This is a genomic window from Streptomyces sp. NPDC002156, from assembly GCF_053593675.1.
Genome location: NZ_JBSFDA010000006.1, coordinates 23,298 through 49,282 on the forward strand (window position 1 = coordinate 23,298; position 25,985 = coordinate 49,282).

Consider the following 25,985-nt stretch of genomic DNA (forward strand, 5'->3'; position numbering starts at 1 on the left):
GCCGGAGGGCCCCGTGAGTCGTCACGGCGCGGAAGTGGGGCTCGCGGGCGTGACATCACGGAACCGGACCGCCCACCGGAAAGTGGCGATGCCTCCGAGCGCGACCACGACGAGGAAGACGGGCACCGCTGTGCGGAGACCCCAGATGTTTCCGAGGACGCCGACGACGAGTGTTCCGGTGGCGGTGGCGGTGTACGTGACAGCGGCGTACACCGAGGACATCGATCCCTGGCCGGCGGGCGTGAGCCCGAGGGAGGCGTGAACAAGCGCGAGTCGGTAGGCCACGCCGGCGCCGAGGCCGACGAGGGCGAAGCCGACCAGCACCACGGTTTCCGAGCCGACAGCGCTACCCAGCAGTTGCAGTGCCACTCCCACGACGAGTGCTTCGCTTCCCCTGGCCCAGGGAAGTCGCGTACTCAGCCAGACACTGCCGAGCTGGCCTGCCGCACTGGCGGCGAAGAACACGATGGCGCTGACACTGCGCGCGAGACCGAGGCCTATGTCGCCCATGTATGAGGGGACGAGGACGGTCGAGCCGCCGACGGCAAGCCATGCGACGCAACCGACCGCGAACACGGGAACGCCGCGCCGTACCTCGGTCGGCGAGAGGCGCGCGCGGTCCGCCGGGCCGATGAGTTGCGAGCGGTTCTGAGACCGTCTCAGGGCAAGGACGGACACGAGCGCGACCGCGGCGACAAGACACGCGATCGCATGGAACTCGGGCACCCGAGTCATCGCGTCCCCGGCCATGAGTTCGACGCCGAGCTGAGAAAGAGCTGTCCCGATCACGGCGCCGACGAGATTGCCCGTCGCGGTGAGCGCGCGCCCCGCCGAACCGACGGCCGCTACGACGAGTGCCGCTGCCGCGCCGGTCCCGAACCCGCCCGCGACGCCTCCGACAGCGCGGCCGACCAGGATGGATGCCTCGGTTCCGTTGGCGAGCAAGAGGTCGGACACCGCGGCGACGACGAGGCCCCCGCACATGGTGACGGGAGCCCATCGAATGAGGCCGGGCCGGGAGAAGAGCAGCAACACCACGATGAGGACGGCGACATAGGAGACGAATGTCAGAGACAGCAGCAGGGGCCCGAAGCCCAGGTGCTCGCGGTAGAGAGGAAGGAGGGGGTTGACGGCGTTGCTGCCGGCGAGCAGAAGGCTGAAGGCCGCCGCGACGATCACCGCCTGGGCGCGCGCGAGACGGTGCCGAGGCTGTGCTCGACGCGTCAGCCCGCCGGTCTGCAGGGTGGGAGTGGGGAGCACGCGCGGGTGTTCCTTCGCTTGGATATCAGCAACTCGGCCACACCGGATGAATGCCAGGGGCCAGGCCGCAGGGGACCTGGACATCACCGGGTCGGCTGACTGAGCACGGGCTCAGCCGACGCTCACGCGTTCGCTCGCCGATGCTGGATCTGCGGGAAGCCGCACATGGTGCGGGCCCAACTCGCTCACCGAGCGGGCACCGAGCAACTGCAGGGTTCGGGTGAACTCGCTCTGGAAGATCTCCAGTGCCCGGCGTACACCGCTCTGGCCACCGGCCATCAGGCCGTACAGGTAGGCGCGGCCGATCCACACCGCGTTCGCGCCCTGCGCGACCGCCGCGGCGATGTCCAGTCCGCTCATCACCCCGCCGTCGACGAAGATCTCCCTGTCGGGACCCAGGGCGGCCCGGACCTCGGGCAGCAGCCGCAGCGGCGGCCGGGCACGGCCCAGCTGCCGACCGCCGTGATTCGACAGCAGGACGGCGTCCACGCCCGCCTCGACCGCCCGCTCGGCGTCCGCGACGGTCTGCACGCCCTTCAGCACCAGCTTTCCGGGCCACACCTCGCGGATCCATTCGATGTCCGCCCACGTGACGGAGGGGTCGAACATCTTGTTGATCATGTCCTTGATGTTCCCCTCCCAACTCGACAGAGAGGCGAACTCCAGTGGCGCGGTGGTGAGTACGTTGACCCACCAGTTGGGTCGCGTCGCCATGTTCACAAATGTCGAAGGGGTGAGCTTGGGCGGGATGGTCAGCCCGTTGTAGACGTCGCGCAGCCGGTTGCCGCCGACCGGCGTGTCCACGGTCACCACGAGCGCGGTGTACCCGGCGATCCGGGCACGGTCGAGGAGTTCCCTCGATGCCGCTCGATCTCGCCAGAGGTAGAGCTGGAACCAGTGCGGGCTGTCGCCGGCAGCATCCGCGACCGTCTCCAGCGGAGTGGTGCCCATCGTCGAGAGCGTGTAGGGCAGACCTGCCCGCCGCGCCTCGCGGACCACGGCGAGTTCGCCGCCGTGATGGATCATTCTGGTGAAGCCGGTCGGCCCGAGGACCAGCGGTAGCGCGGCCCTCTCCCCGAGCACGGTGGTCGAGGTGTCGACAGTGGCGACGTCGTGCAGGACGGTGCCGCTGAACTCGGCCGCGGCGAAGAGGTCCCGGCACCGTCGCAGTCCGGACTCGTCGTCAGCCGCGCCGTCGGTGAAGTCGAAGATGGACCGAGGTGACCTTCGCTTCGCCATGTCGCGCAGATCGGCGATCGTCGCGGCTCGCTCCACCCTTGCGCGCGTGCCGATCGACGGACGCTGAAAGCCCAGCAGCGGGCGGACCGCGGACCAGGTGGGGAACTGGCGCGACTCGCGCGGCGGGCGGTCGGCGGCGGACGTCATGAGCCGACCCGCCCTGTGGCGGCCCATTGCTTCAGGGCGACGGACACGGCCTGTCCCTGCTGAAAGCCCAGTTCCCGGGCCTTCGCGTTCATGAAGGAAATCCTCCCCGAATCCCAGTGATCCCGCGAATCACCTATTCGGGCCGACGTGTGCGCGATGGTGGCTGCCGCGACTCCGGCCCGCTCCAGCATGTCGAGCGCCGCCACGCCCGCGTCGTCCTTCCCGCAGCCGGCGTCGTTGAACATGACGACGGCTCCCGGGTGCTCCAGGGCGAACTCGCCCGAACTTGCGCCACCGTGTGAGGCGGACACGATGGCCTGCCCGGTGTTCTCGGCAGTGACCTTCGTGATCGAATCCATGATCACGACTGAACGTCCGGAGTCGCTCCAGACCTCGGCCTTCAACATACGGATACCTCCTTCGCCCAGTGATGCTCGGTGATGTCTTGGTGACGTGTCTCGTCAGCGATCGATGTGATCGAGGTGCAGCATCCGCTTGAGGACGCTGTCGAGTTCCGCGTCGTCGAAAATCGACTTCCAGTCGTCCCTGACGACCTTTTCGCGGCCGTACTCCATGGCGATGTGGCAGGCATCGGAGAACTGGTGCTCGCCCCGCAGACCGATGGCCAGCGCGACCTGGATGTGCCCCATGAGCATGGCTTTGGCGGCCGGCTCGGGAACTCCGCCCTTGTCGACGGTTTCCTGCAGGGCCTCCTTCAGGAGGTCCCCGACCATGCAGGCGACGACCTCGACGAGGGTCGGCTCAAGGTAGGCCAGCTGCTTGACCGTCACCCAGTGCACGTCCTGGACCGGCGCGTACATCAGCCGGATTACTTCCTCGGTGATCTTCAGCTGCCGCGCGTCGTCGGATTCGAGCGCGGCGACGACGTCCTGAGGCGCGGCGATGCCGCCGAAGGTGTCGTTCATCTCCGCCTCTGTCCTGCGGTGCAGGAAGACCGAGGGATGGCAGGGGTGAGCGACGGCGTAGGCCACGGTGTCGCGCTTGAAGAGCAGGTTGGCGTACGCCGCTGCCGGGTCCAGCGTCAGAAGAACCGCTCCCGGCTTCATTTCGGGCACGACCTCCGCCGACACCTTCCCGAGTGCGATGTCCGGTACGGCGAGAATGACCACGTCCGCATCGGTGACCGCCTCCGATGTCGGAGTGATCGACCGGCCGGCGTCCTCGGTGCGCTGCCGGCCGGCGGGCGAGACCTCGCTGTAGTACACGTGGTGCCTGCTGTGCTGCAGGTTGTTCGAGACCCGCATGCCCATCTTGCCGCCGGCGCCGATCACGGCAATGGCCAGCTGTTCCTCGACCGTGGTCATAACGGCTCGCTCCCTCAGTCATATGGGGTGTTGCGACGGTCTCGGATCCGGGTGAGCGACGCCGAAGTGCGGCAGCGACAGCTCTTCCCAGCGGGTGGGCCGCACGACTTCGGTGGGCCCTTCGATCAGATGACCCCACCTGCTGTCGACCTTGAACGACTGAATCGCTGGGAGGGACCGGAGACAGCGCCACGGTAAGCAGCCATCCCACCAGACGTCAACCGGTTGACCAATTTCTCGTGCGTTAGCCTGTGCCCATGCCTCCTCGACCGCGTCCATCGGAATCCACCCAGGAAGAACTCAGTGGGGCGTTGGGTGGGACCATCGGGGCAGCCAGCGCCGTCGCAGAGGTGACCCGCCGCTTGCTGGCCTACTTCTCCAGCGACGCCGTCCAGCCGGGTGACAGGCTCCCCCCGGAACGCCAGCTGGCCCTGACGCTCGGGGTGGGGCGTTCCGCCGTACGCGAGGCGTTGGCGGCACTGGAAATCCTGGGCGTGGTGAACGTCCGGCCAGGTTCCGGGACATATCTGCGTGGTCGCGCCTCGGAGCTGCTGCCGCAGACTCTCTCGTGGGGGCTGCTGATCAACACCCCGCAGACCGAGGAGCTGATCGGCGTCCGGCACGGCCTGGAGGTCCAGGCGGCACGACTGGCGGCGCAGTCGGCAACGCCGGAGCTCCTCGACGAGATGGAGCAGCAGCTGCTGACGATGGAAGGGTCCACCGGCGACTACGAGACCTTCGTCGCGGCCGACATGCGCTTTCACCAGGCGGTGGCGTTGGCTTCCCAGAACGCCCTGATCTCGGACCTTCTGCAGACCGTGCGATCGCTCATCCGGGTGTGGGTCGAGCGGTCGATGCACGACTCCGCCCATGCGCAGCTGGCGGTGAAGGACCATAGGGCACTGTTCGAGGCGATCTCCGCCGGAGACGCTGACCAGGCAGCCGCCGCCATGAACATCCACATGGAGAGCGCTTTGCAGCGCCTCTCCAAGTATCTGGACCGCGACTGAACAAGCCGGCGCACCTGGCGGCGAACCGTGCGTGAGTCCGCGGTGCGGCCGCGCCGCCGATGACGGAGGCGCGCATCGGCGCCCGTCCCGCAGGCAAAGAAAATCTGCTCGGGTGAGCGGCTGGAGCGTCGCGGACGGCCCATCGAACAGCCCGTCTCCTGGCCGTCCGGCTACCGCGCGCCCGGCCCCGTCATGAGCGCCACCACGGCAACCACCTGGCCTTTCTCCGTCTGACCGCGACCCCGCGCGGCCATGGACGGCTCCTCAAACCGACCATGCAGGACATGGCCCGAGCCGACACGGGACAGCATTGGTCAACCGGTTGACGGGTGTAGCCATGAGGGCTACGCTCCCCGGAAATTGGTCAACCGGTTGATGTTTTGGTACCGCTGGGCTCGTCGCCCGACTCGGACGCGATGCCTGTCGCGCCCGTCGTACGCCACGAGGGACGGAATCTTCCGCCACCCAAGCGGTTCGCGGGATTCCCCAGTTCCGCTGTTCGCACATCTCTCGCCCGCGAGCGTCGAGCCAGACCCTCCCCAATCGGCCGTCGGAGAAGACAGATGATCACAAATCAGAGTGCGCCGCCGAGGACCGGCACGGTGGCGAGAATCCTCAGCAGGGCCGGACTCCCACCGGCCCTCGCACTGGGCTACGTCGGCCTTCTCCTGTTCATGACGGGAGACGGAGTCGAATCCGCGTTCATCGCGCCGTTCCTCGCGGACAACGGCGCCGGCAGTGAGATCCGTGCTTCCTACGTCATCACTGCCTACGGTTTGACCGTGATGGTGGCATCGTGGCTGGCTGGTGCGTTGTCCCAGTTGTGGGGGCCGAAGCGGGTCATGACGGTCGGCCTCTCGGTCTGGGTCCTCTTCGAGATCCTCTTCCTCGCCGTCGCGGTGCCCAGCGGCGACTACGTCCTCATGCTCGTCTTCTACGGCCTCCGCGGCTTCGGATACCCGCTGTTCGCGTTCTCCTTCCTGGTCTGGGTCACCACGGTTGCCCCGAAGGCACGACTTGGGGCCGCGGTCGGCTGGTTCTACTTCGCCTTCACGGGCGGCTTTCCGTCGCTGGGCTCGCTCGTGGCAAGCTTCGGCACTTCCCGGCTAGGCCATCTCGGCACGCTCTGGCTGTCATTGGGCCTGCTGACCCTGGGCGGACTCGTCACCCTGCTCGGAGTACGGGAGAGGTCCGGGAGCGAGCGGCTCGCGCCACCGGAAGTCCGTCCGATGCAGAGCCTCGTGCAGAGCATCTCGCTCGCCTGGCAGCGGCCTCGCGTCGGCCTGGGTGCTATCGCCCGCCTCATCAACAGCGTTCCGATCTTCGGCATGTTCGCCTTCTTCCCCACGATCTTCTCGGACGACATCGGCTTCGGCGAACAGCGCTGGCTTCTCCTGGTCTCCGTGATGTACGGAAGTTGCATCGTCTTCAACCTGCTGATCGGGAACCTCTCCGATCGCATCGGATGGCGGAACACGGTCTTCTGGATCGGCTGTATCGGCTGCTCCGTCACCATCGCCCTGCTCTACTTCGTGCCGGTCGCCTTCGGAGCCGACTACTACTGGCTGGCCCTCGTGGTCGGCGCTCTGTACGGCCTCACCCTCTCGGGTTGGGTGGCGGTGTCGGCCCTCGTGCCCTCGCTCGCTCCCGACAACAGGGGCGGGGCCATGGCACTGCTCAGCCTGGGTGCCGGCGCGTCGGCGTTCGTCGGTCCCGGGATCGTCAGCCTGCTGCTCGATCCCCTTGGCCCCGGAGGAGTGGTGATCGTGTTCTCGGCCCTCTACCTGGTCGCGGCCGTCCTGGTGTGGTTCTGCAAACTGCCGCCGGAACACGAAAGTGTTGTCGGGGAAGTGGCAACGGAGAACGTGGCCGCACACTCGACTCCGCACAGCACCGCGAAGGGAATCGCATGAGCCGCGATCCACGTCGGATCTCGTGTGTCTACCGCATCGAGTCCGCGGTCGAGTTGTCACGAGCCGCCGCCACCCTCGCCGGAGAACAGTCGAGCGGTACCTTCGTCGCCGTCCCCGGTGAGACCCCCGAACTGCACGAGCGGTTCGGCGCCGAAGTCGTCGAGGTACGCGAATCCCACCGATCCGCACCATCCCTGCCGTCACGAACCGCTCCGAACGAGGTGAGCGTCGGGGACGTGACCGTCGAGTTCCCGATGGAGAGCGTCGGCACCGACCTGGCCACGCTGCTCACCGCCGTCGCCGGCAACCTATTCGAGCTGGGCGAGCTGACCGGCTGCCGCTTGCAGTCCATCCGGCTCCCGGACGACCTGGTCGCCGCGCATCCCGGCCCGGCCCACGGCATCGCCGGCACACGGAAGCTGGTGGGCAACGACGACGAGGTTCTCATCGGCACGATCATCAAGCCGAACATCGGCCTGGGACCTGACGAGTACCGCCGTATCGTCGGCGAACTGGCCCGCGCCGGCATCGACCTCATCAAAGACGACGAACTCATGACCGACCCGTCGTACCTGCCGCTCAGCACGCGGGTACGCCTCGCCCAGGAAGAGATTCGTTCGGCCGCCGACGTCACGGGACGCCACACCATGTACGCCTTCAACATCACCGGCGACCTCGCCGGGCTGCGCCGTCGACACGACGAGGTTGTCGCGGCCGGAGGCAGCTGCGTGATGCTGTCGGTGCCCGTCATGGGTCTGCCGGCGCTCGCGTACCTCCGCAGCTTCGCGGAGGTACCCGTACATGCGCACAGAGCCGGACTGGCCGCCTCGATGCGACACCCCGCGCTCGGCATGGACTACACGGTGTGGCAGCAGCTCGCACGGCTCGCCGGAGCCGACCAGATCCACGTCAGCGGACTGGGCAGCAAGTTCTACGAGACCGACGAACAGGTCGCCGCCAACATCCGCAGTCTTCAGCGGCCCCTCGGCCGGACACTCGCCCCGTTGCCGGTGCTGTCGTCCGGCCAGAACGTCCATACGCCCGGCCTGACACACGCTTCCGTGGGGTCGAGTGACCTGCTGATGCTCGCCGGCGGAGGAATCGCGGCCCACCCCGACGGTCCTGCCGCAGGCGTTCGCAGCCTCCGCCAGTCGTGGCAGGCAGCGGTAGCCGGGGAGTCCGCCGAGGCCTACGCCGCAAGGCTTTCCACCGAGGGCGACAGTGCCCTTTCCCACGCGTTGACCGCGTTCAGGAGGACGTGACCGAGATGGTGATGGTGACCTTTCTGGCCGATGACCTGACCGGCGGCTCCGACGTACTGGCCCAGGCGCACGCCTTTGGGCTGGACGCGGCCATGGTGCTGGACCCGGCCCGGGCGAAGAGCACACAGGCCGACGTGGTCGGGATCGCGGGGCCCGCGCGCTCACTGGGCGGCAGCGCGTTCGACCGAGTGGTGCGCGAGGGACTTCGGGCCCTCGCCCCCTTGAACGCCCAGGTCCTGCTGTACAAGATCTGCTCCACGTTCGACTCGTCGCCGACCCGCGGGAGCATCGGACGAGGCATCGAACTGCTGCGCGAGGCGTTCCCGGACCACGGTCCCTTTCCGGTGGTTCCCGCTCAGCCATTCTTCGGGCGCTACACCGCGTTCGGCCACCACTTCGGCGCCTTCGACGGCGGTGTGTACCGTCTCGACCGCCACCCGGTGATGTCCCGCCACCCCAGCACGCCGATGCACGAGGCGGACCTGCGGCTCGTACTGGCGTCCCAGTTCGCCTCCGGACAACAGCCGGGCTCCATCGACCTGACCCACCATGAGTCGGGCGGGTTCGACCGCGCCTGGGAGCAGCAACTCACCGGCGACCACGAGGCGTTCGTCGTCGACGCGGTGACCGAGGACCACCTCGACCGCGCGGCGGAACAACTGTGGCGGCGGAGCCCGGCGGTGGTCGTCGGATCCGGCGGCATCATGGCGGCTCTGGCACGGACCCGCAGCCGCCGACTGAGACGTCTCACCACCACCGAGACCGCCTCCCGCGGTCCGGTGCTGGTGGTCAGCGCGTCGGCCTCGCGCACCACCGGGGACCAGATCCGTCACGCGGTCACGAACGGCTTCGACGAGGTCGCCATTCCGCCCGAATGTCTGTCAGCCGACCCCTTCGGCTCGGGCGGCTGGGCCGAGCAGGTACTCGAACTGCTCAAGCTGAGGCGGGATGTCGTCGCCCACACGGCGTGCGGGCCGGACGATCCCCGGCTGGGAGTACGTCCGGACCTCGATGCCTCGGTTGTGGGCAGCGCCATCGGCCTGGTCGCCGCAGAGGCGGCACGCCGTGGTCTGACCCGGGACGTCGTCGTCGCGGGGGGCGACACGTCCAGCCACGCGCTCGCCGCCGCGGGTGTCGGGCAGTTGCGGATCAGCGAGCAGTTCGTCACCGCCGGCCCGATCTGCACGACGGACGAGGAATCCGCTCTGGCAGGCTGCCGCCTGCTGCTCAAGGGCGGCCAGGTCGGCCCGGCCGACGTGTTCACCCGATTCGTGGGGCAGAGGAGGAGCCAGTGAGACGCTTCATGACTCAGGACGACTCGGCGTGTCCGGAGGGGGAACGGTGACGACCGCGCCGATCTCGGAAACGCACCTGCGTACAAGCCGTACCCCGACGACCTCGCGCACCGGTCTCCCGGACCTTCCGCTGCCCGCAGGCGTACGGTCCCGTTTCGTCGCGCCGGTCAACGGGCTGAGGATGCATGTTCTGGAGGCCGGGTCGCCCGGCGCCGACCGCCTCGTGCTCCTGCTGCACGGCTTCCCGGAACTGGCGTTCAGCTGGCGCCACGCACTGCCCGCCCTGGCCGACGCCGGCTACTACGTCGTCGCCCCGGACCTTCGCGGGTACGGGCGTACGACCGGCTTCCGCGCCGACGCGTACGCGGATCCGATCAACTGCAGCCTGCCGTGGCTCGTCAACGACCTCGGCGCCCTTGTTGCCGCACTCGGACGCAGCGAGGTGCACGCGGTGGTCGGTCACGACTTCGGGTCCTTCCTGGCGGCCTGGTGCGGACTGCTGCGGCCCGACGTCTTCCGAGCCGTCATGATGATGAGCGCGCCCTTCGCCGGCCCGCCAGCATGGCCGGCGCTTGCGGACGACGGCCCCTCCCGGCTCTCGGCCGCCGTGGCCGGTCTGCCCGCGCTGGGGCGCGAGCACTACCAGTGGTACTACAGCACTCCGCGCGCGGCCCGGGACATGGACAGCCCGCCACAAGGGATGCACGACTTCCTTCGCGCCTATTTCCACGTGAAGAGCGCGGACTGGCAGGCCAACCAGTCGAACCGGCCGCATGACATGGGAAGGACCGACGCGGAAACCCTCGCCAGGCTGCCCCACTACTACGTCCTGCCTCTGGGCGTCGGCATGCCCGCGGCCGTCGGGCCCGAGATGCCGACGCCGAAGGAGGTCGCATCCTGTGAGTGGCTCCCCGACGAAGAACTCGCCGTCTACACCGGCGAGTTCAGCCGTACCGGCTTCCAGGGCGGTCTGCAGTGGTACCGGTGCCTGACCGGAGAGCGGGAGATCGACACCCTCCGTCTCTTCGGCGGCCGGACCATCGACGTCCCGTCCGGCTTCATCGCGGGTGACAGCGACTGGGCCGTGCACCAGGTGTCCGGCGCCTTCGCAGCGATGCAGCAGCGGGCGTGCACCCAGATGCTGGCCTGCGATGTCGTGCCCGGCGCCGGGCACTGGGTGCAGCAGGAGCAGCCGCGTGTGGTCCTGGAGTTACTGCTTCGCTTCCTCGAACGACTCTGACCCGTCTTCAGCCGGCCGCTGACCCGCACTCAGTCAGCCGGGTATCGCTGTACCTCGACACCCTGTCGCCGAAGGAGAACTCGTATGTTCAAGGACGAAGAACTCGCCTACTTGGAGTTGACCGAGGTCGCGGAGCTCATCCGGTCCCGGCAGATCACGTCGGTGGAGACGACCGAGGCGAGCTTGCGCCGTATCCATGCCCTGGAGCCCGCCCTCAAGAGTTTCGTCACGGTGCTCGCCGACCGCGCGTTGGAGACCGCGCGTCAGGCCGATCTCGACATCGCACGCGGACGCTACAAAGGGCCGCTGCACGGAGTTCCGATCGCGGTGAAGGACCTGGCGTACACGACGGACGCCCCCACCGGGTCGGGCGGCACGATCAACGCCGGCTACGTGTCTTCCTACGACGCGACCGTGGTAGCCCGCCTCCGTGCGGCCGGCGCGGTCATCACGGGCAAGCTGGCCATGACCGAGGGCGCCTGGGCGGAGCATCACCCGGACCTTCCGGTCCCGGTGAACCCCTGGGACGCCGAGGTCTGGACCGGCGTGTCCTCCAGCGGATCCGGAGTCGCCACCGCGGCAGGGCTCTGTTACGCCTCACTGGGGTCCGACACCGGCGGCTCGATCAGGCTTCCGGCGAGCCTGAACGGCGTCACGGGGCTGAAGCCGACGTGGGGCCGTGTCAGCCGCTACGGGGTCACGGAACTGGCGGCCAGTCTCGACCACATCGGCCCGATGACCCGCAGCGCGCGAGACGCGGCCGCTGTACTTTCCGTGATCGCCGGAGCGGACAACAACGATCCGACGTCCTCGGTGCACCCGGTGCCGGACTACCTCGCCGGCATCCAGCTCACGCGGCGTCCCTGCGTGGGCGTCGACTGGCAGCTCATGGAGCGCTTCGACGAGCCGACTCGCGAAACGATGCGGAACGTCGTACGGGTTCTCGAAGCCCTGGACTGGGCCGTGGTCGAGGTGAACGCCCCGGATCTCGCCTCAGCAGCCGCGGACTTCGAACCCCTCTGCTCGGTCGAGACCGCGACCGCACACGCGGACACCTACCCGGCCCGGGCGAGCGAATACGGTCCGGGCCTCGCGCACCACATCGAGCAGGGCAGGGCGATGACCGCCATGCAGTACCAGCGCCTCATGCAGAGACGACGCGATTTCACGGGCCGGATGCACCGGCTGCTGCGCGGCATCGATCTCTTCCTTCTGCCAGGGATCGGCCTGTCCGCACCCACCCTCGAAACCGTCCGCACCTTGGGCGACAGCCCCGACCTGCTCGCCACGATGCTCATCCCCACGGCACCCATCAACCTCTGCGAGCTGCCGACGATCACCCTCCCGGGAGGCTTCTCGGAGCGCGGAACGCCGCTTGCCTTCCAGTTCGTCGGCCGGCCCTTCGACGAGCAGTTGCTCCTCCAGGCCGCTCACGCCTATCAGACGGCGACCTCGTTCCATCGGGTGCATCCCGAGGTTTCTGTCTGAGCGGCACGCCCCGGACGAACTCGGCGGGAATTGGCTGCGTCTTCACCATGTTCGCATCTGCGTACTGCGCCCGCAGTAGTCGAAGTGTCTACAGACGTACGACGACGGTACGGGCCCCGCCCCGAGAGGATGCAGGCGACCACCTCGAAGATCGTTTCGAGTTCTCGCGCAAGACGTAAGCGGAGGTAGGGATATGCGACGTTCGGGATTGGCGAAGCGTCAGGTCGCGGCGGTGCTGGTTGCGGGCGGCCTGTCCGTGGGAGCGCTGCTGGGCACGGCCGGAGCCGCCAGTGCGGCGAACTCCAGGTTTCAAGTGACAGGTGACGGACCGACGGCGCAAGCGGCGAAGAACGTAGCGGCGAGCAACGCGCACGACGCGTGTGTCAAGACCAACGGCAGCGGTGCCTACACCGACTACAACCAGACCACCGTCGTGGGGAACTCCGACGGATCATGGTGGGTCGCCACGCTGACTGTCGCGTGCAACTGACCGCTGTAGTACCGACGTTGAGAATTGTGCGTCGAACGGGAGCCTCGATCGGGTGACTCCGCGGTAGTCGGCGCACAACGGCAGGGCCTCTTGGCAGCCCGGGTATCGAACCGATCCGAGCGCAAGGAGGTCCTGTTGTCGTAGTTGTGCGTACTGGTGCGCCGCGGAGTCCAACTTGACTTCTCCCGCGTCTGATTGGCCCGCGTTCGGGAAGGCTCGGGTGTCCCTCTTGTTCTTGGTGGTGCGTGACTGAACATCAAAAACGCGGAGTAGGCCTCCGGGCATGGGAGCACAACGGGCATGTTGCCCTGCGCTCGGTGCCCCAGGTGGCGCTGCCGTTCGACCGCCGGCTGGTGGACGGCGAGCGCGGCAGCAGGGCGCTTGCGAGAGTGGGGGCGATCCTCAAGAACCTCAAGCGGGAACGACTGCTCCGTTAGCGTTCCGAAATCGTCAATCTAGGAGGATCGGTGAACTCTGTGAAAGCCGATGTGCTTGGCGACATCGCCGCGCAAATCGCCGACGAGCGGATCCTGCGTGATCCCGATGTCGTCTCGGGGTTGAGCCATGACGAAGCCGAGTGGGCCCCGGTCGGCGTACCGCTCGCCGTCGTCCGGGCGGAGTCGAGTGCCGATGTCCAGGAGGTCGTGCGTGCCTGCCACCGGCACCGAGTGCCCGTCGTTGCGCGGGGTGCCGGCACCGGGCTCTCCGGCGGGGCCAACGCGGTCGACGGCTGTGTCGTGGTCGCGCTGGACCGGATGGACCGGATCGTCGAGATCGATCCGCTGGAGCGGCTGGCCGTTGTCCAGCCGGGGGTGGTCAACGACGACCTCCGCGCCGCTGTCGCCGAGCACGGTCTGTGGTATCCGCCGGATCCGGCGAGTTCTCCGTGGTCGACGATCGGCGGCAATGTCGCCACCAACGCCGGCGGCCTGTGCTGCGTGAAGTACGGAGTCACTCGCGACTACGTGCTGGCCCTGGAGATGGTGACCGGAACCGGTGAACTCGTCCGGCTCGGGAGGCGAACGGCCAAGGGCGTCGCGGGCTACGACCTGGTCGGCCTGGTGGTGGGGTCGGAAGGCACCCTGGGCGTCGTCACGGAGGTCACCGTCCGGCTGCGTCCGCTACCGCCGCCCGCGATCACCGTGGCCGGGTACTTCTCGTCGATCGTCGACGCCGGCCGGGCGGTGCTCGCCACCGCGGCCGCGGGACTCACCCCGGCCGCGCTCGAACTCGTCGACCGGCACTGCCTGCGCGCCGTGGACGCCTGGAAGAACATGGGTCTGTCCGTCGACGCCGACGTGATCCTGCTGGCCCGGCTCGACGAGCCCGGCGCCGCCGGGCAGACCGCGGCCGACCGGACGCTCGCCTGTTTCGAGGGAGCCGGTGCCACCTGGGCCGCGTGCTCCGCCGACGAGACCGAGGCGGAGGCGCTGTTCGCGGCACGACGGCTCGCCTATCCGGCGCTCGAACGGCTGGGCCCGGTCCTGACCGAGGACGTCTGCGTGCCGAAGGCCCAGGTCCCAACAATGCTGGAGCGCATCGAGCGAACCGCCGAGCGGCACCGCATCACCATCGCCAACATCGCCCACGCCGGCGACGGCAACCTCCATCCACTGCTCATCGCCGAGCCGGGCGACGAGGCGGCGCGCACCCGCGCCCAGGCGGCGTTCGACGACATCATCGCCGACGCCCTCGCACTCGGCGGCACGGTGACCGGCGAGCACGGCGTCGGGCTGCTCAAACGGCCCGGTCTCGCCGCCGAGCTTTCCCCCGCCGTACTCGCCCTGCACCGCGCGGTGAAGAACGCGCTCGACCCGGCCGGGATCCTGAACCCCGGCAAGATCTTCTGACTCGACCGGGGTCGTGCCGCATCGCATGGCGACCTGGTCGTTCGGGCCTCTTCTGCCGGCCTGTGTTGTGGAGGGTCCGAGCGGGCCCTCCACAACCTGACCTGACCTCACGGTTTTGGCGTCGTGTTCAGTCCGCCTGCCGAACCGGGAGGATCACTGCGGAGGGCCGGTCGGGGTCATGGAAGACCTGCTGGTCGGCAGTGCGGAGGGTGGCGGCGGTGGCGCGGGGTTCACCGGTGCCTGCGTTGCGGTTGTAGCGGGGGAAAGCGCCGCTGGAGACCTGGACGCGGATCCGGTGGCCGCGCTTGAAGCGGTACGCCGTGGGCCACAGCCGTACGGTCGCGCAGGTCGTCTCGTCCGCGCCGGTGAGGCTGGTCAGGCCGTCGCACACATTGACTGAGCGACCCTTCTCGTCGACGTTGCACAGCCGGACGAAGACATCGGCGTACGGCAGGCTGGACCGGAAGAAGATCTCGGCGCTGACGTCGCCGATCACTTCGACGTCCTTGTCCAGCAGGGGAGTTGTGTAGGTGAGGACGTCGGGTCGGGCTTCCAGCGCGGCGTTGTCGACGGGGCCGGCCTTCACGCCCGGTGCCAGGCGGACGCCGCCGAGGGCGGGGGTGGGGTCGGCAGGGTCGTAGCGGTAACCGTCGGGGGCCGACGCGGCGGGCACCTCGGCACCGAGGGCTCCATCCGACTGGAGGTGGAAGCGCTGAGGCTCGTATCCCGGCGGTGGCCAGGAGGGGAAGTCGCGCCACTTGTCCTCGCCCATCACCAACAGGCGTACCGGCGCGCGTTCTGCGGGCTGTTCGCCCTGGGTGAGGGCCAGGCCGAAGTCGAGAGCCTCGCGGGTCGTCAGCCCGCCGATCTCGAGGAAGGACGCGTGGGGCCAGGGACCGACGGTGAGGCGTACGGTGCGTCCGGCGTCCTGCAGCACGCGGTAGTCGCGGAGCTGGCCGGGCAGGAAGACGTCGTACCAGCCGCCGATGAGACTCGCCGGCACGGCGACGTCGGCGACCCGGTGGCGGTGGTCGGCCGCCGTCCAGAACGGGTCGTCGGTGTCGTGGGCGAGCATGTTCTGGATGTAGTCGGAGCGGTGGCCCATGGCTATGGTGTCCGCCTGGTTCAACGGCAGTGTGTGCATGGCGCGTCGGACCTTCTTCACCTCCAGCAACTGGCGCGGCATGGCGAACCGGCGTTCCTGGCCGGCGACCTGGACGCCCCAGCCGAACGGGGTCTCCAACGAGAAGCCGTCACTGCGGAGGAACTCCAGACTGAGGGCCGAATCGGTCACCGCCGGAATCATGGCCTTGACCTGAGGCGGTACGGCGTCGGCGACCGCCCACTGGACGACCCCGAGGTAGCTCATCCCTATGAGGATCATCGACTCGCCGAACCAGGGCTGCTTGATCACCCAGTCGAGGGTGTCGAGGCCGTCCTCGCGTTCGTACCGGAAGGGTTCGAAGGGACCGTCGGAGCCGAAGGTGCCGCGCGTGCTCTGGACGAGAACCTGGTAGCCGCGCTCGGCCAGTGGTCTGGCCGTCTGCGAGGCGACGATGCCGGTCCGGCCGTAGGGCACGCGAACCAGGGCGGTGGGCAGGCTGTCACCTGCGGACTTCGGAGCCCATCGGTCGGCCAGCAGGACGGCCCCGTCGCGCATCGGCACCCTCAGATCACGGTCGATGACCACATCCCTGGTGAGTGGAGGGGGAAGGTGCTGCATGCGCTGCGTGAGGTGACTTCTGAGGTTCATCGGATACGGCCTCCGTCAGCTGACAGTGAGGGGTGGAGGGCTGCTCGAGCGGTGGGCACGCGCAGGAGGAGGTCGGCGGGCACGCAACAGTAGTAAATTTAATTCACCTGAGTGATTTAAAATATAGATAGGGAGGGACAGGTGTTCAAGCGGAGACGTCTGAATCAGGAGGGAACACGATGAGACGGGCCGAACAGGTCAGCGCGACGCGCGAGGCACTCCTGACCGCGGCGGAGCGCCTGTTCGCCGAACGCGGGGTGCAGGCGGTGGCCCACCGGCAGATCAGCGTGGCCGCCGGGCAGCGGAACCAGGCTGCGGTCAACTACCACTTCGGCTCACCGCGTTCGAGGTGACCCTGACCCCGGCACAGATCGCAGTCCTCGACGAGGTGTCGGCCCCCGCCCTGATCTACCCTGCCGAGGTGGTCGGGGAGTACGCCCCGATGCTGAAATACGCCGGCACCACCGTCAACGGCCAGCGGACGGCTGTCTACCCGCCCCTGTTGGCGGACCCCACGCGTGACTGAGCCCCACTCACGCGCCTACCGTCCACTTCACTGACGTAGAACCGTCACCAGTCGGTGGGCTTGTACGTGGCGGGGTAGCGACCACGCGCGGAGCCGTGGGGCAGGATTTCGACGATGCGCTGGAGATCGGCCGGAGTGAGGTTCACGTCGGCGGCGTCGGCGTGCTCCACGACCCGGGACGTGCTGCGGGAGACTGTTGAGTCAGCTTCTCACTGGTGGACGATCCGCGCGTACGGCCCATCGTGCCTGGTGGGCAGGTACAGGTTCCACAGCTCCAGCACCCGCGTTTTCTCCCCTTCCTGCCACAGATCCGCCCCGCCGCCGGTCCAGCTCGTTTCGACAGAGGCGATCCAACCCGAGGGGCCGGCGTTCCGCTCAGGTCCGTCCGTCCTCGCCGAGATGGCGGAGTACCTCTGCGTGGGCGGTCGGCACGGGGACGGTGAGGGCGAGCTGCAGTTGCCCGCCCTGGCGGACGACGATGACGACCTCGGGGAGGGCTTCGAGTGCCTTCTCGTCCGCCAGGGTGTCGTCGTGGAGGACGAACCTCAGCCTGGCCATGCAGTGGGTCAGTGCGGCGACGTTGCCCGCGCCGCCGACCAGGCGCAGGACCTGCGGGGCGAAGTCGGGGCCGGGACTGTTCATGACGGACGGGTCCTCGCGGTGAGGCGGCTGATGTGGAGTGCCAGGTAGAGCACCTCGTCCCGGCCGAGGGTCCAGCCGAAGCGCTCTTCGAGGATGCTTGCGACGTGCTTGGCGCAGGCTACCTCGCGCGCGTGGCTGGCCCGGAGGCTGTCGTGGAGGGACGCGAACGTGTCGGAGGCCGCCCCGCCCTTGGCCTGGCGGCTCGCCAGGTAGCGAAGGTGGGTGATGAAGCGGGACGCTTCCAGGGAGTCCGCGTCCACGGCGAGCCCGAGGAAGGCGCTGGTCTCGGCGAGGACCACGGTGAACGTCTCGGTCAGTTTCACCACCTTCGACAGGTCAGGCCCCTCGAACTGGGCGTTCACGAAGTGCAGGGCCAGCGGGATGGCCTCGATGTCGGGCAGGCGTACGCCGAGCCGGTCCGCCACCAGCTGGATGGCACGGCGGCCGACGGCCACCTCGTCCGGGTACAGGTGGAGCACCTCGCCGCGCAGCGGATAGGCGATCTCCAGGCCGTCCTGCGCCCGGCGCAGGGCGAAGGACAGGTGGTCGGCCAGCGGAATGACCACATGTCCCCCGATGTGTTCGCCCAGCTCGGCCCGTCCCATGCGGACGATGTCCTCGGCGACGGCGAGGTGGTCGGGCGGGATCTCGTCCAGGAAGAGCGCGATCCGCTCCGGCGGCTGGGTCGCGGTCGGGACGAAGGTGCGCTCCGCACGCGCGGCATCGACCTCCTGGCCGGGCCTGGTGCTGAAGCCGATTCCGCGTCCCATGAGGACGACGATGTCGTCGGCGCCGCCCTTGGTCGCCAGGACGACGTTGTTGTTGAAAACCTTGACCACTCTCACGCGGGGCTCCTCGATGGCGCGACGGCGCACCTGCGGGCAGGGGTGCCCGTTACGGCAACGGAACTCCGTTGCGGGCGATGACTTCCTGGTACCAGAAGAAGCTGTCCTTCCGTACCCGGCGCAGCTCCTTGAGGTCGAACTCGTCCCGGTCGACATACACGAAGCCGTAGCGTTTGGCGGCGCCCTGGTGGGTCGAGACCAGGTCGATGGCCGACCAGGGGCAGTAGCCGAGGATGTCGACGCCGTCCCCCGCCGCCAGTTGCATCTGCCGGATGTGTTCGGCGAGGTATTCGACGCGGTAGTCGTCGCGCACGACGTCGCCGTCCTCAAGGGTGTCGAAGGCGCCGAGCCCGTTCTCCGTCACGAGCAGCGGAAGCCTGTAGCGATCGTAGATCTCGCGGAACGTGGCGCGGAAGCCCACCGGGTCGACCTCCCAGCCGAAGGCGTTGGTCTTGAGGTGGGGGTTGCGCACGGCGCGGAAGACTCCGACCTCGCCGATGCTGATGCCCGCGTCACCGGTGTGGCCCACGTCCGCACTGCTGCCAGTGGGAGCCGCGACGGTGTGGGTGAAGTAGTAGTTGAAGGCGATGAAGTCGGGGCGGGCGGCGGCCAGGGCTGTCTGGTCGCCCTCGGCGAAGACCGGTGCGATCCCTCGCTTGACCAGGTACGACCAGGCCGTGGGGTTGTACCGGCCGTGCACGGCGACATCGAGGTAGAGCCAGTTGCGGATCGCGGAGAAGTCGGCGGCGGCCAGGACGTCCTCCGGGGCGCTGGACGCCGGGTAGACGCTGACGATGTTCGGTGCGGGGCCGATCTTCGCCTGGGGCAGCAGTTCGTGGCACAGGGCCATCGCCCGTGCCTGCGCCACGAGCATGTGGTGGTTCTGCTGGTACAGGTCCCGCTGGGTGTCCCCGGAGCCTTCTCCCGAGACGCCGATCGTGGCCCCGTGCAGGATCATCATGTTCTGCTCGTTGATGGTCAGCCAGTGGCGGACCTTGCCGCCGTACTCGCGGAAGAGGATGCCGGCGTACCGCACGAACGCGTCGATGGTGGCGCGTGATCCCCACCCGCCCTTGTCCTGCAACGCCTGTGGCAGGTCGAAGTGGTACATGGTGACGATGGGCTCGATGCCGTGGGCGAGCAGTTCGTCGATGAGCCGGTGGTAGAAGGCGATGCCGGCCGCGTTCTCCGGGCCGTCGCCGTCGGGGACGATCCGGGTCCAGGCGATCGAGAAGCGGTACGCCTTCAGGCCGAGTTCCGCGAGGAGTGCGACGTCCTCCGCGTAGCGGTGGAAGTGGTCGCTGGCGACCTTGAAGTCGGTGGTTCCCTCGGGATGGTCGGTCCGCGCGTCCTGGACCGACGGGCCCTTGCCGTCGGCGTCCCACCCGCCTTCCACCTGGTAAGCCGAGGTAGAGGCACCCCAGAGGAAGCCGGGCCGCAGCCGGGGGAGGTCGATGTCGTTCACGTTGTTCGCTCCAAGGGAGGCGGGATGGTTACGGCTGGAGGGTCAGGAGCACGTCGGCCGTGTTCACGTCGCCGGATGTGACGTCCACGTCGGCGTAGCCGGCCAGGGCGGTCACCACGACCACGGTCACCGGGTCGTAGCCGGCGGTGCGGACGGCCTCGGGGTCGAACTCGACCAGCAGGTCGCCGGCCCCGACCCTGGAGCCCCCGGTGACCGCCGGGTGGAAGTGCCGCCCGTTGAGCTTGACCGTGTCGATGCCCACGTGGACCAGGATCTCGACCCCGTCGTCCGTCCGGAGTCCGAAGGCATGGGGCATGACCGTGACGACCGTCGCCTCGACGGGCGACCGTACGGCTCCCGCGGCGGGGACGACGCCCGCGCCCGGCCCGACGGCGCCGGACGCGAACACCTTGTCCGGTACGTCCGCGAGGGCGACCGCGGTGCCACTGACCGGTGAGAGCAGCTCGAGTGACTTCGTGCGGACGGCCGTTGCCGTACCGCCGCCGCCCACACCAGCTCCGGTCGGCGTGTCCACCGGCTCGCCCACTGTGCTCGGGCCCTCCGGGGCGGCCACGGGCCGGTCCTTGAAGGTCACGAAGGTGAGGACGAACGCCAGACCGACGGCCACCGCCACACCGATCAGGAGAAGAGCGTAGTTCCCGACGCCCACGGGTGCGCTCAGGGTGAGACCACCGGGGAGGACGAACGAGGTGGGGGCCGACTTGCTGGCTCCGGCGATGCCGCCGCCGATCGCGCCGGCGATGCACGCGTAGATGAAGGGCGTCTTGTAGCGCAGGGTCACGCCGTAGATCGCGGGCTCGGTGATGCCGGCCAGGAAGGCCGAGACCGTGGCGGGACCGGCAACGGCCTTGACCTGCGGGTCCCTTGTGCGCAGGAAGACCGCGAGGGCGGCGCCTGCCTGGGCCAGGACCGGCGGGAAGAGCGACCCGAGAAGGTAGGAGACACCGTTCGTGGAGAGTTCCTGGAACATGATCGGGACGAAGCTCCAGTGAACACCGAAGATCACGAAAACCTGCCAGAAGGCGCCCATGACGGCACCGCCCGCGATCGGGGACAGCTCCCACAGGTTGTTCACGCCTTCCGACACCCAGTCGCCGACATGGCTGGTCACGGGGCCGATGGCGAGGAAGGTGAGGGGAACGAGGACGGCGATCGTGATCAGGGGCGTGCAGAAGTTGCGCAGCGCCTCGGGCAGGACGCGCTTGAGGAGACGCTCCAGATGCGACTGGGCGTACACGGCGAAGATGATCGGGATCACCGACGACAGGTAGGCGACCACGACGACGGGCATGCCCAGGAACGTCACGTCCCCGCCGCCGTCGTAGAGCGCCTTGAGGGTCAGGCTGGCGCCCTTGGGCCCGGCGACCACACCGATGGTGGCCGAGTAGACCAGGGCTCCCGCGATGGCCAGAGAGGTGAACTGGTCGGCCTTGAAGCGGCGGGAGGCGGTCACCGCGAGGAGGATCGGCAGGAACTGGAAGACCGCGTCACCAGCTGCGAAGAGGATGGCGTACGTGGTCGTCGCGCCGAACGACGAGTCGATCTTGACGCCGACCGCCAGAAGCGCCTTCAGCAGACCCGCGCCGGCGAGCACCCACAGAATCGGTGTGAAGATGCTGGTGACGAGATCGATCACACGGGGGACGAGACCGGCCGGAGTGGCCTTGTCGCCGTCCCTGTCCGGGGCCCGCCGTGTGAGAGAGCCGAGTTGGGCGTACACGTCGCCCACCCGGTTTCCGATGACCACCTGGAAGGTGCCGCCGCCTTCCACCACGGTGATCACTCCGGGTACGGATTCCACCGCGGTCTTGTCCGCCTTGGAGCGGTCGATCAATGTGAAGCGCAGTCTGGTGGCGCAGTGCTCCACTGATTGCACGTTCGCCTCGCCACCGACGCCCCGCAGGACGCCGTCGGCCGTTTCCTGATGTCTCATCGCCGACTCCTCGTCGAATCACCGCGCTGACGGAATTGCCGGTTCCTGACAGCAAAAAACCCGGACTCCCACCTGAACGCCCGAGAATGGACGGACAGGTCGAAGTCCGGGTTTTGCCTGCAAGAGTAACAATCCCGAATTCAAGGACGCGCTGGTCCTTGGGAGCGCAATATAGCCCCGGCAGCAGGACGTGTCCATACCCCGCGTAAAACCGAATGCGGGATGCAGGTGTACGGACTCGCCAACCCGTTTCCCGGCCGCGTGTGACCGTCGCCATAGCCAGTTGGGGGCGCCCGCACGCCTGGCGCTGGGCTACGGTTGGTCTGCGGGATTGTCACTGACCTGATCAGGCAAGACCCGGAACCCCACCTGCCAGCGGGTGGAGGCTCCGGGTCTTTTTTGTTGGCGTGTCGCCACCCGCTCGACACATCGAGGGAAGGACCAGGTATGCCGGAACGCCGAGTCACCATCGGATCCGCGTCGGGACTGCACGCCCGGCCGGCCGTGCTCTTCACCCAGGCGGCAGCGGCCTGCGCGGCAGACGTCAAGCTCACCAAGGGTGATCGCACCGTGAACGCCGCCAGCGTGCTCGGCGTGATGAGCCTGGCGGTCGGACGGGGGGACGAGGTACTGCTGTCGGCCGAGGGGCCGGACGCCGACCGGGCTCTCGACGAGCTGGTCGGGCTGCTGGCGAGCGATCTGGACGCCGCGCCCCAGGGCTGAAAACCCGGGCAGTCGGTGCGCCACGGCCCGGGTGCGGTGTCACCGACAGGCCCGACGGTATGACTCGCCGGGCCTGTCGTTCGGTGTCCCGGACCGACCTGTCCGCCATCCTCAACGCGGTGGCCGCATGTCGTCCAGAGCATCCACGTGGTGCCGTCGCCCTTGCCCAAGCCCACACACACCCCCGAACCAAGCGGGATTCAGGAAGTGGTGCTGTCGGCTCCGGGGTCGACGGACGGGACGGCATCGGCGTCGTCGACGTCCCAGCTGGCCAGGATGGGCAGGAGCCGGGCGGTGGGCGAGTGGGGCTCGGCGGTGTAGACGATGAGCATCTGGTCCGGGTCGTGCGGTGAGACGACGATCTCGATGTCGAAGGAGAGGGCTCCGGCGGTGGGGTGCTGGATGCGCTTGGCGACGGAGGTGTAGTCGCGGACGGTGTGGTCGTCCCACCAGCGGGCGACATCGTCGTCGGTGGTGCGCAGTTCGTCCACGAGGGCCAGCAGGGCGCGGTCGTGCGGTCGGCGTCCGCTTTCCCGGCGCAGCGTGGCGACGGCGGCGGCAGCGACTTCGGGCCAGTTCATGATCCGTTCCCGGGCGACCGGGTCCTGGAACAGGTAGCGCATGAAGGAGGTGCCCGGCTCCAGGGAACGTCCGAGCACGGCGCGCAGCAGCACATTGCTGGCCAGGACGTCTCCACGGTGGCCGAGCAGCAGTGCCGGGACGTGGTCGAGCGTGCGAATCAGGCGCAGCATGCCGGGATCGGGGCGCTGGGCCGCCGGTGCCTGCGCGTGGCGGCGGGGTGCGGGGGCGGCGAGGTCGTGCAGGTGAGCGCGTTCCACGTCGTCCAGGCGCAACGCCCGGGCGAGTGCGTCGAGGACTTCGTTGGAGATGTTCGCCTGGCGGCCCTGTTCCAGCCTGCTGTAGTAGTCCGTGCTCAGGCCGGCCAGGAACGCGAGTTCCTCCCGCCGCAGGCCCGGAACACGCCGGTCGCCGGGGAACGCCTGGATTCCCGCCTGGCCGGGGGTGAGACGGTCACGGCGGGAGCGCAGAAACGCTGCGAGCGCAGCACGGTCACGGGACATGTGTCCAGGTTAGGAGCGATGGCCGGGATGTGGGTGGTCCTGCCGTGCCCAGGTTCATCCTGACCTGGCCCCTCGGCGTCACTCGGCCGTAGACATGGAGGCATGACTTCCACCTCTGTGAACCCCGGCACCCCCCTCGCCCCTGCCGCCCGGCTGGCGGGACGCACCGCCGTTGTCACCGGCGCGACCAGCGGGCTCGGCGCCGCGATCGCCCGGACGCTGGCCGGCGAGGGCGCCCATGTCGTCGTCGGCGGCCGGGACGCCGCGCGCGGCAAGGCCGTCGTCGAGGAGATCCGTGCGGCCGGCGGCAGCGCCGACTTCGTCGAGGCGGACCTGGCAGGTAGCTACGAACAGCTCCGTGCCTTCGCCGCCGACGCCACCTCCGCCCTCGGCGGGCGCGTCGACATCCTGGTCAACAACGCGGGCCTCTACCCGACCACCGCCACCGCCGACCTGCCCGACGCGGACCTCGACGCCGTTCTCGCGGTCAACGTCCGTGCCCCCCACGTCCTGGTCGGCGCCCTGGCGCCCGCCATGGCCGAGCGCGGCAGCGGAGCGATCATCAACCTGGGTTCCTGGATGGCCCAGGTCGGCAACCCCTTCGGGGCGATGTACACCGCGTCCAAGGCCGCCGGCGAGCAGCTCACACGCGCCTGGGCCGCCGAGTTCGGGCCGCGCGGCGTACGCGTGAACGCCGTGGCGCCGGGCGTGACGCTCACCGAGGGTAACGAGGCGCAGCGCGAGCTTATGGACGCGATGACCGCCCCGACCCCTGCCGGTGAGGTCCTTCAGCCGGACGACATCGCCCAGGGAGTCCTGTACCTCGTCTCCGATGCCGCCGCGAGGGTCCACGGCATCACGCTCTACATCGACGGCGGAATCTCCCACACCCGCCTGAATTAGAGCTACCGAAAAGCATCAGAAACCCACGACAGACAAACCTCAGGAGTCCCCATGACAACCGCGACCGCAACACTGTCTCCCCTCGTCAAGAGACTGAGCCTCATATCGGCCGCCATGCTGTTCGGCGCCGGTCTGGGCTGGATCGCGCTGCCGTCCACGCTCGTCGATCTGTTCGGCGTTCCGCTCGCAGACGAGTCGCATGCGTACGCCGCCCTCAAGGGCATGGAGGATATCCTGCCCGCATTGCTGGTCGGGCTGTTCGTCTTCCAGCAGAACCGCCAAGCGCTGCGCACGACCTTGTACGTCATGCTGCTCGTGCCCATTATGGACAGCACGCTTGTCATCATCGAAAAGGGTCTGACGCCCGCCCTTCTGATGCAACTTCCTTATGTACTCGTTCCGCTCGCGGCTGCCTATCTCCTCGGTGATTCCGTTCGCGCCACTTCTATTGCGGCGAAGTCGGCCCAGGCAGCCTGAGAACGTACGGACAAGAATGTTCCAGGTGGAGGGGCGCCCCGACAGGATCGAGGCGCCCCTTGACCGCCGTGGCTCAGGCGGTCCGCGCCGGGGAGACCGCGACCGGCTCCCGGTGCGCCTCATGGTGGTTGGCGTTCTTCGGTGTGGCCAGTACCGTCCTCGTCCGCTCGTCGAGGGCGTCCTCGGACAGTGCCCCCTTGCTCGCGAGGACGGTTTCCAGCGCGGTGAGCCAGTGTTCGTAGTAGCTCCACGAATCGCCGTCCGCCCCGCTTTCCCAGCGTTCGATCGAGGTGATCAGCGACTGCTGGAACTCGTTCCACTCGTAGTGGCCTTCGTGGTACGCGGCCACCGCCATGGCGAAGGCGCGCAGCTCCCACGGCTCGTCGAAGGCCTTGTCTCCGGCCCCCGGCAGGTCGCAGAGGAGGGCTTCGACCCGGCGGCGGGCGTTGTCGAGTTCGGCGGCGTCCGGCCGCATGTCCGTGCTCATGACGCCGGGGCGGCGGCCGGGCCGACCCCGATCATCGAGTCGCGGGTGACGAGCGCCGCCAGCTCTTCCTCGCCGAGTCCTTCGGTGCCCTCGGGACGCGTCGGCAACACCCAGTACCGCAGTTCCGAGCTGGAGTCCCAGACGCGGATCTCCACCGTGTCCGGGATCGTGTAGCCGAAGTCCTCGGCCAGGACCTTGCGCGGCTCACGGACGATCCGGGCCCGGTAGGCGGGCGCCTTGTACCAGTTGGGCGGCAGGCCGAGTACCGGCCACGGGTAACACGAGCACAGCGTGCACACGATCGCGTTGTGCACGGTCTCGGTGTCCTCCACGACGATCATGTCCTCGCCCTGGAGGCCGCTGATCCCCAGCTCGCGGCAGGCGGCGGTCGCGTCGGCGAGGAGCCGTGCCTTGAACTCGGGGTCGGTCCACGCGCGGGCCACGACCTTGGCACCGAGCTGCGGGCCGACCTCGTTCTCGTAGATCTCCGCCAGCCGGTCGACGGCGGCGGTCGTCATGACGCCCTTCTCGATCAGGAGCGCTTCCAGCGCCTTGACCCGGGCGGTGATCTCCTCCTGCGTGTGCAGGGGGGTGTCGGTGGCTGCCATG

General features: G+C 68.6%; 25 protein-coding genes and 1 pseudogene. 13 read left to right on the plus strand and 13 right to left on the minus strand.

What is annotated here, in order from left to right:
- Positions 1–21: 21 nt before the first annotated feature.
- From ACWCRB_RS04655 to ACWCRB_RS04670, 4 genes are all read right to left on the minus strand, one after another.
- The gene (locus ACWCRB_RS04655) at positions 22–1,260 is read right to left on the minus strand and encodes an MFS transporter (protein WP_450994620.1); all 1,239 of its coding nucleotides are present in this window, start codon (positions 1,258–1,260) and stop codon (positions 22–24) included.
- A gap of 111 nt (positions 1,261–1,371) precedes the next feature.
- Positions 1,372–2,646 (minus strand): alpha-hydroxy acid oxidase, encoded by a 1,275-nt coding sequence (locus tag ACWCRB_RS04660; RefSeq protein ID WP_450994621.1) that lies wholly within the window; start codon positions 2,644–2,646, stop codon positions 1,372–1,374.
- The gene (locus ACWCRB_RS04665) at positions 2,643–3,053 is read right to left on the minus strand and encodes a hypothetical protein (protein ID WP_450994622.1); all 411 of its coding nucleotides are present in this window, start codon (positions 3,051–3,053) and stop codon (positions 2,643–2,645) included. The genes ACWCRB_RS04660 and ACWCRB_RS04665 overlap by 4 nt, the downstream gene beginning before the upstream one ends.
- Before the next feature lie 54 nt (positions 3,054–3,107).
- Positions 3,108–3,971, minus strand: a complete 864-nt coding sequence (locus ACWCRB_RS04670) for a phosphogluconate dehydrogenase C-terminal domain-containing protein (RefSeq protein WP_450994623.1) — start codon at positions 3,969–3,971, stop codon at positions 3,108–3,110.
- A gap of 350 nt (positions 3,972–4,321) precedes the next feature.
- Here ACWCRB_RS04670 and ACWCRB_RS04675 point away from each other — a divergent pair, with 350 nt between their 5' ends.
- The 8 genes from ACWCRB_RS04675 (at position 4,322) to ACWCRB_RS04710 (ending at position 14,519) form a co-directional block, all read left to right on the plus strand.
- Positions 4,322–4,981, plus strand: a complete 660-nt coding sequence (locus ACWCRB_RS04675) for a FadR/GntR family transcriptional regulator (protein WP_450994624.1) — start codon at positions 4,322–4,324, stop codon at positions 4,979–4,981.
- Positions 4,982–5,583: 602 nt separating this feature from the next.
- Positions 5,584–6,894 carry an MFS transporter gene (locus ACWCRB_RS04680; protein ID WP_450994625.1) on the plus strand — a complete coding sequence of 437 codons (1,311 nt, stop codon included), beginning with the start codon at positions 5,584–5,586 and terminating at the stop codon, positions 6,892–6,894.
- Positions 6,891–8,156, plus strand: coding sequence for a RuBisCO large subunit C-terminal-like domain-containing protein (locus ACWCRB_RS04685; RefSeq protein WP_450994626.1), 1,266 nt, complete (start codon positions 6,891–6,893; stop codon positions 8,154–8,156). The genes ACWCRB_RS04680 and ACWCRB_RS04685 overlap by 4 nt, the downstream gene beginning before the upstream one ends.
- A gap of 5 nt (positions 8,157–8,161) precedes the next feature.
- Positions 8,162–9,451: a four-carbon acid sugar kinase family protein gene (locus ACWCRB_RS04690; protein WP_450994722.1), complete on the plus strand. Its 1,290-nt coding sequence runs from the start codon at positions 8,162–8,164 to the stop codon at positions 9,449–9,451.
- 46 nt (positions 9,452–9,497) lie between these two features.
- Positions 9,498–10,691: an alpha/beta fold hydrolase gene (locus ACWCRB_RS04695; RefSeq protein WP_450994627.1), complete on the plus strand. Its 1,194-nt coding sequence runs from the start codon at positions 9,498–9,500 to the stop codon at positions 10,689–10,691.
- 84 nt (positions 10,692–10,775) lie between these two features.
- Entirely contained in the window at positions 10,776–12,179 is a 1,404-nt protein-coding gene (locus ACWCRB_RS04700; RefSeq protein ID WP_450994628.1) for an amidase, read from the plus strand.
- A gap of 193 nt (positions 12,180–12,372) precedes the next feature.
- Positions 12,373–12,669, plus strand: coding sequence for a hypothetical protein (locus ACWCRB_RS04705; RefSeq protein WP_450994629.1), 297 nt, complete (start codon positions 12,373–12,375; stop codon positions 12,667–12,669).
- A gap of 500 nt (positions 12,670–13,169) precedes the next feature.
- The gene (locus ACWCRB_RS04710) at positions 13,170–14,519 is read left to right on the plus strand and encodes an FAD-binding oxidoreductase (RefSeq protein WP_450994723.1); all 1,350 of its coding nucleotides are present in this window, start codon (positions 13,170–13,172) and stop codon (positions 14,517–14,519) included.
- Positions 14,520–14,646: 127 nt separating this feature from the next.
- Here the strand turns inward: ACWCRB_RS04710 and ACWCRB_RS04715 are convergent, their stop codons facing one another.
- Positions 14,647–16,272, minus strand: a complete 1,626-nt coding sequence (locus ACWCRB_RS04715; protein ID WP_450994630.1) for a CocE/NonD family hydrolase — start codon at positions 16,270–16,272, stop codon at positions 14,647–14,649.
- Positions 16,273–16,451: 179 nt separating this feature from the next.
- On the opposite strand from ACWCRB_RS04715, the pseudogene ACWCRB_RS04720 reads away from it, so the two are divergent.
- Positions 16,452–16,610: pseudogene (locus ACWCRB_RS04720) on the plus strand (TetR family transcriptional regulator); the annotation flags it as partial.
- Between the two features lie 11 nt (positions 16,611–16,621).
- Positions 16,622–16,798, plus strand: coding sequence for a hypothetical protein (locus ACWCRB_RS04725; protein WP_450994631.1), 177 nt, complete (start codon positions 16,622–16,624; stop codon positions 16,796–16,798).
- A gap of 44 nt (positions 16,799–16,842) precedes the next feature.
- Here ACWCRB_RS04725 and ACWCRB_RS04730 read toward each other — a convergent pair whose 3' ends face one another.
- The 5 genes from ACWCRB_RS04730 to ACWCRB_RS04750 form a co-directional block, all read right to left on the minus strand.
- Complete coding sequence (locus ACWCRB_RS04730; RefSeq protein WP_450994632.1) at positions 16,843–16,968, minus strand: hypothetical protein; 126 nt, start codon at positions 16,966–16,968, stop codon at positions 16,843–16,845.
- Between the two features lie 205 nt (positions 16,969–17,173).
- Positions 17,174–17,440 carry a PTS glucose/sucrose transporter subunit IIB gene (locus ACWCRB_RS04735; protein WP_450994633.1) on the minus strand — a complete coding sequence of 89 codons (267 nt, stop codon included), beginning with the start codon at positions 17,438–17,440 and terminating at the stop codon, positions 17,174–17,176.
- Positions 17,437–18,285, minus strand: a complete 849-nt coding sequence (locus ACWCRB_RS04740; protein WP_450994634.1) for a PRD domain-containing protein — start codon at positions 18,283–18,285, stop codon at positions 17,437–17,439. Before ACWCRB_RS04740 ends, ACWCRB_RS04735 begins: the two co-directional genes overlap by 4 nt.
- A 49-nt stretch (positions 18,286–18,334) precedes the next feature.
- A complete protein-coding gene (locus ACWCRB_RS04745) occupies positions 18,335–19,750 on the minus strand; it encodes a glycoside hydrolase family 1 protein (RefSeq protein ID WP_450994635.1) in 1,416 nt (471 codons plus the stop codon).
- A gap of 28 nt (positions 19,751–19,778) precedes the next feature.
- A complete protein-coding gene (locus ACWCRB_RS04750; RefSeq protein ID WP_450994636.1) occupies positions 19,779–21,704 on the minus strand; it encodes a beta-glucoside-specific PTS transporter subunit IIABC in 1,926 nt (641 codons plus the stop codon).
- A 447-nt stretch (positions 21,705–22,151) separates the two neighbouring features.
- Between ACWCRB_RS04750 and ACWCRB_RS04755 the strand changes: the two genes are divergently transcribed.
- Positions 22,152–22,427, plus strand: a complete 276-nt coding sequence (locus ACWCRB_RS04755; protein ID WP_450994637.1) for an HPr family phosphocarrier protein — start codon at positions 22,152–22,154, stop codon at positions 22,425–22,427.
- Positions 22,428–22,627: 200 nt separating this feature from the next.
- On the opposite strand, the gene ACWCRB_RS04760 is transcribed toward ACWCRB_RS04755, so the two are convergent.
- On the minus strand, positions 22,628–23,509 hold the full coding sequence (locus ACWCRB_RS04760) for a helix-turn-helix transcriptional regulator (RefSeq protein ID WP_450994638.1): 882 nt from the start codon (positions 23,507–23,509) through the stop codon (positions 22,628–22,630).
- Positions 23,510–23,611: 102 nt separating this feature from the next.
- Here ACWCRB_RS04760 and ACWCRB_RS04765 point away from each other — a divergent pair, with 102 nt between their 5' ends.
- Both ACWCRB_RS04765 and ACWCRB_RS04770 read left to right on the plus strand, forming a co-directional pair.
- Positions 23,612–24,412: an SDR family NAD(P)-dependent oxidoreductase gene (locus ACWCRB_RS04765; protein WP_450994639.1), complete on the plus strand. Its 801-nt coding sequence runs from the start codon at positions 23,612–23,614 to the stop codon at positions 24,410–24,412.
- Positions 24,413–24,463: 51 nt separating this feature from the next.
- Entirely contained in the window at positions 24,464–24,889 is a 426-nt protein-coding gene (locus tag ACWCRB_RS04770; protein ID WP_450994640.1) for a DUF4267 domain-containing protein, read from the plus strand.
- A gap of 73 nt (positions 24,890–24,962) precedes the next feature.
- Here ACWCRB_RS04770 and ACWCRB_RS04775 read toward each other — a convergent pair whose 3' ends face one another.
- Together ACWCRB_RS04775 and nthA are read right to left on the minus strand one after the other, a co-directional pair.
- The gene (locus ACWCRB_RS04775; RefSeq protein WP_450994641.1) at positions 24,963–25,376 is read right to left on the minus strand and encodes a nitrile hydratase accessory protein; all 414 of its coding nucleotides are present in this window, start codon (positions 25,374–25,376) and stop codon (positions 24,963–24,965) included.
- Positions 25,373–25,984: a nitrile hydratase subunit alpha gene (nthA, locus tag ACWCRB_RS04780; RefSeq protein WP_450994642.1), complete on the minus strand. Its 612-nt coding sequence runs from the start codon at positions 25,982–25,984 to the stop codon at positions 25,373–25,375. The genes ACWCRB_RS04775 and nthA overlap by 4 nt, the downstream gene beginning before the upstream one ends.
- Position 25,985 lies beyond the last annotated feature (1 nt).

What these genes read in the sequence shown, in the direction of transcription:
- ACWCRB_RS04660 (WP_450994621.1), bottom strand. Translation starts at nt 2,646, where the DNA reads ATGACGTCCGCCGCCGACCGCCCGCCGCGCGAGTCGCGCCAGTTCCCC.
- ACWCRB_RS04665 (WP_450994622.1), bottom strand. Translation starts at nt 3,053, where the DNA reads ATGTTGAAGGCCGAGGTCTGGAGCGACTCCGGACGTTCAGTCGTGATC.
- ACWCRB_RS04670 (WP_450994623.1), bottom strand. Translation starts at nt 3,971, where the DNA reads ATGACCACGGTCGAGGAACAGCTGGCCATTGCCGTGATCGGCGCCGGC.
- ACWCRB_RS04685 (WP_450994626.1), top strand. Translation starts at nt 6,891, where the DNA reads ATGAGCCGCGATCCACGTCGGATCTCGTGTGTCTACCGCATCGAGTCC.
- ACWCRB_RS04690 (WP_450994722.1), top strand. Translation starts at nt 8,162, where the DNA reads ATGGTGATGGTGACCTTTCTGGCCGATGACCTGACCGGCGGCTCCGAC.
- ACWCRB_RS04700 (WP_450994628.1), top strand. Translation starts at nt 10,776, where the DNA reads ATGTTCAAGGACGAAGAACTCGCCTACTTGGAGTTGACCGAGGTCGCG.
- ACWCRB_RS04705 (WP_450994629.1), top strand. Translation starts at nt 12,373, where the DNA reads ATGCGACGTTCGGGATTGGCGAAGCGTCAGGTCGCGGCGGTGCTGGTT.
- ACWCRB_RS04715 (WP_450994630.1), bottom strand. Translation starts at nt 16,272, where the DNA reads ATGAACCTCAGAAGTCACCTCACGCAGCGCATGCAGCACCTTCCCCCT.
- ACWCRB_RS04735 (WP_450994633.1), bottom strand. Translation starts at nt 17,440, where the DNA reads ATGAACAGTCCCGGCCCCGACTTCGCCCCGCAGGTCCTGCGCCTGGTC.
- ACWCRB_RS04750 (WP_450994636.1), bottom strand. Translation starts at nt 21,704, where the DNA reads ATGAGACATCAGGAAACGGCCGACGGCGTCCTGCGGGGCGTCGGTGGC.
- ACWCRB_RS04755 (WP_450994637.1), top strand. Translation starts at nt 22,152, where the DNA reads ATGCCGGAACGCCGAGTCACCATCGGATCCGCGTCGGGACTGCACGCC.
- ACWCRB_RS04760 (WP_450994638.1), bottom strand. Translation starts at nt 23,509, where the DNA reads ATGTCCCGTGACCGTGCTGCGCTCGCAGCGTTTCTGCGCTCCCGCCGT.
- ACWCRB_RS04765 (WP_450994639.1), top strand. Translation starts at nt 23,612, where the DNA reads ATGACTTCCACCTCTGTGAACCCCGGCACCCCCCTCGCCCCTGCCGCC.
- ACWCRB_RS04770 (WP_450994640.1), top strand. Translation starts at nt 24,464, where the DNA reads ATGACAACCGCGACCGCAACACTGTCTCCCCTCGTCAAGAGACTGAGC.
- ACWCRB_RS04775 (WP_450994641.1), bottom strand. Translation starts at nt 25,376, where the DNA reads ATGAGCACGGACATGCGGCCGGACGCCGCCGAACTCGACAACGCCCGC.
- nthA (WP_450994642.1), bottom strand. Translation starts at nt 25,984, where the DNA reads ATGGCAGCCACCGACACCCCCCTGCACACGCAGGAGGAGATCACCGCC.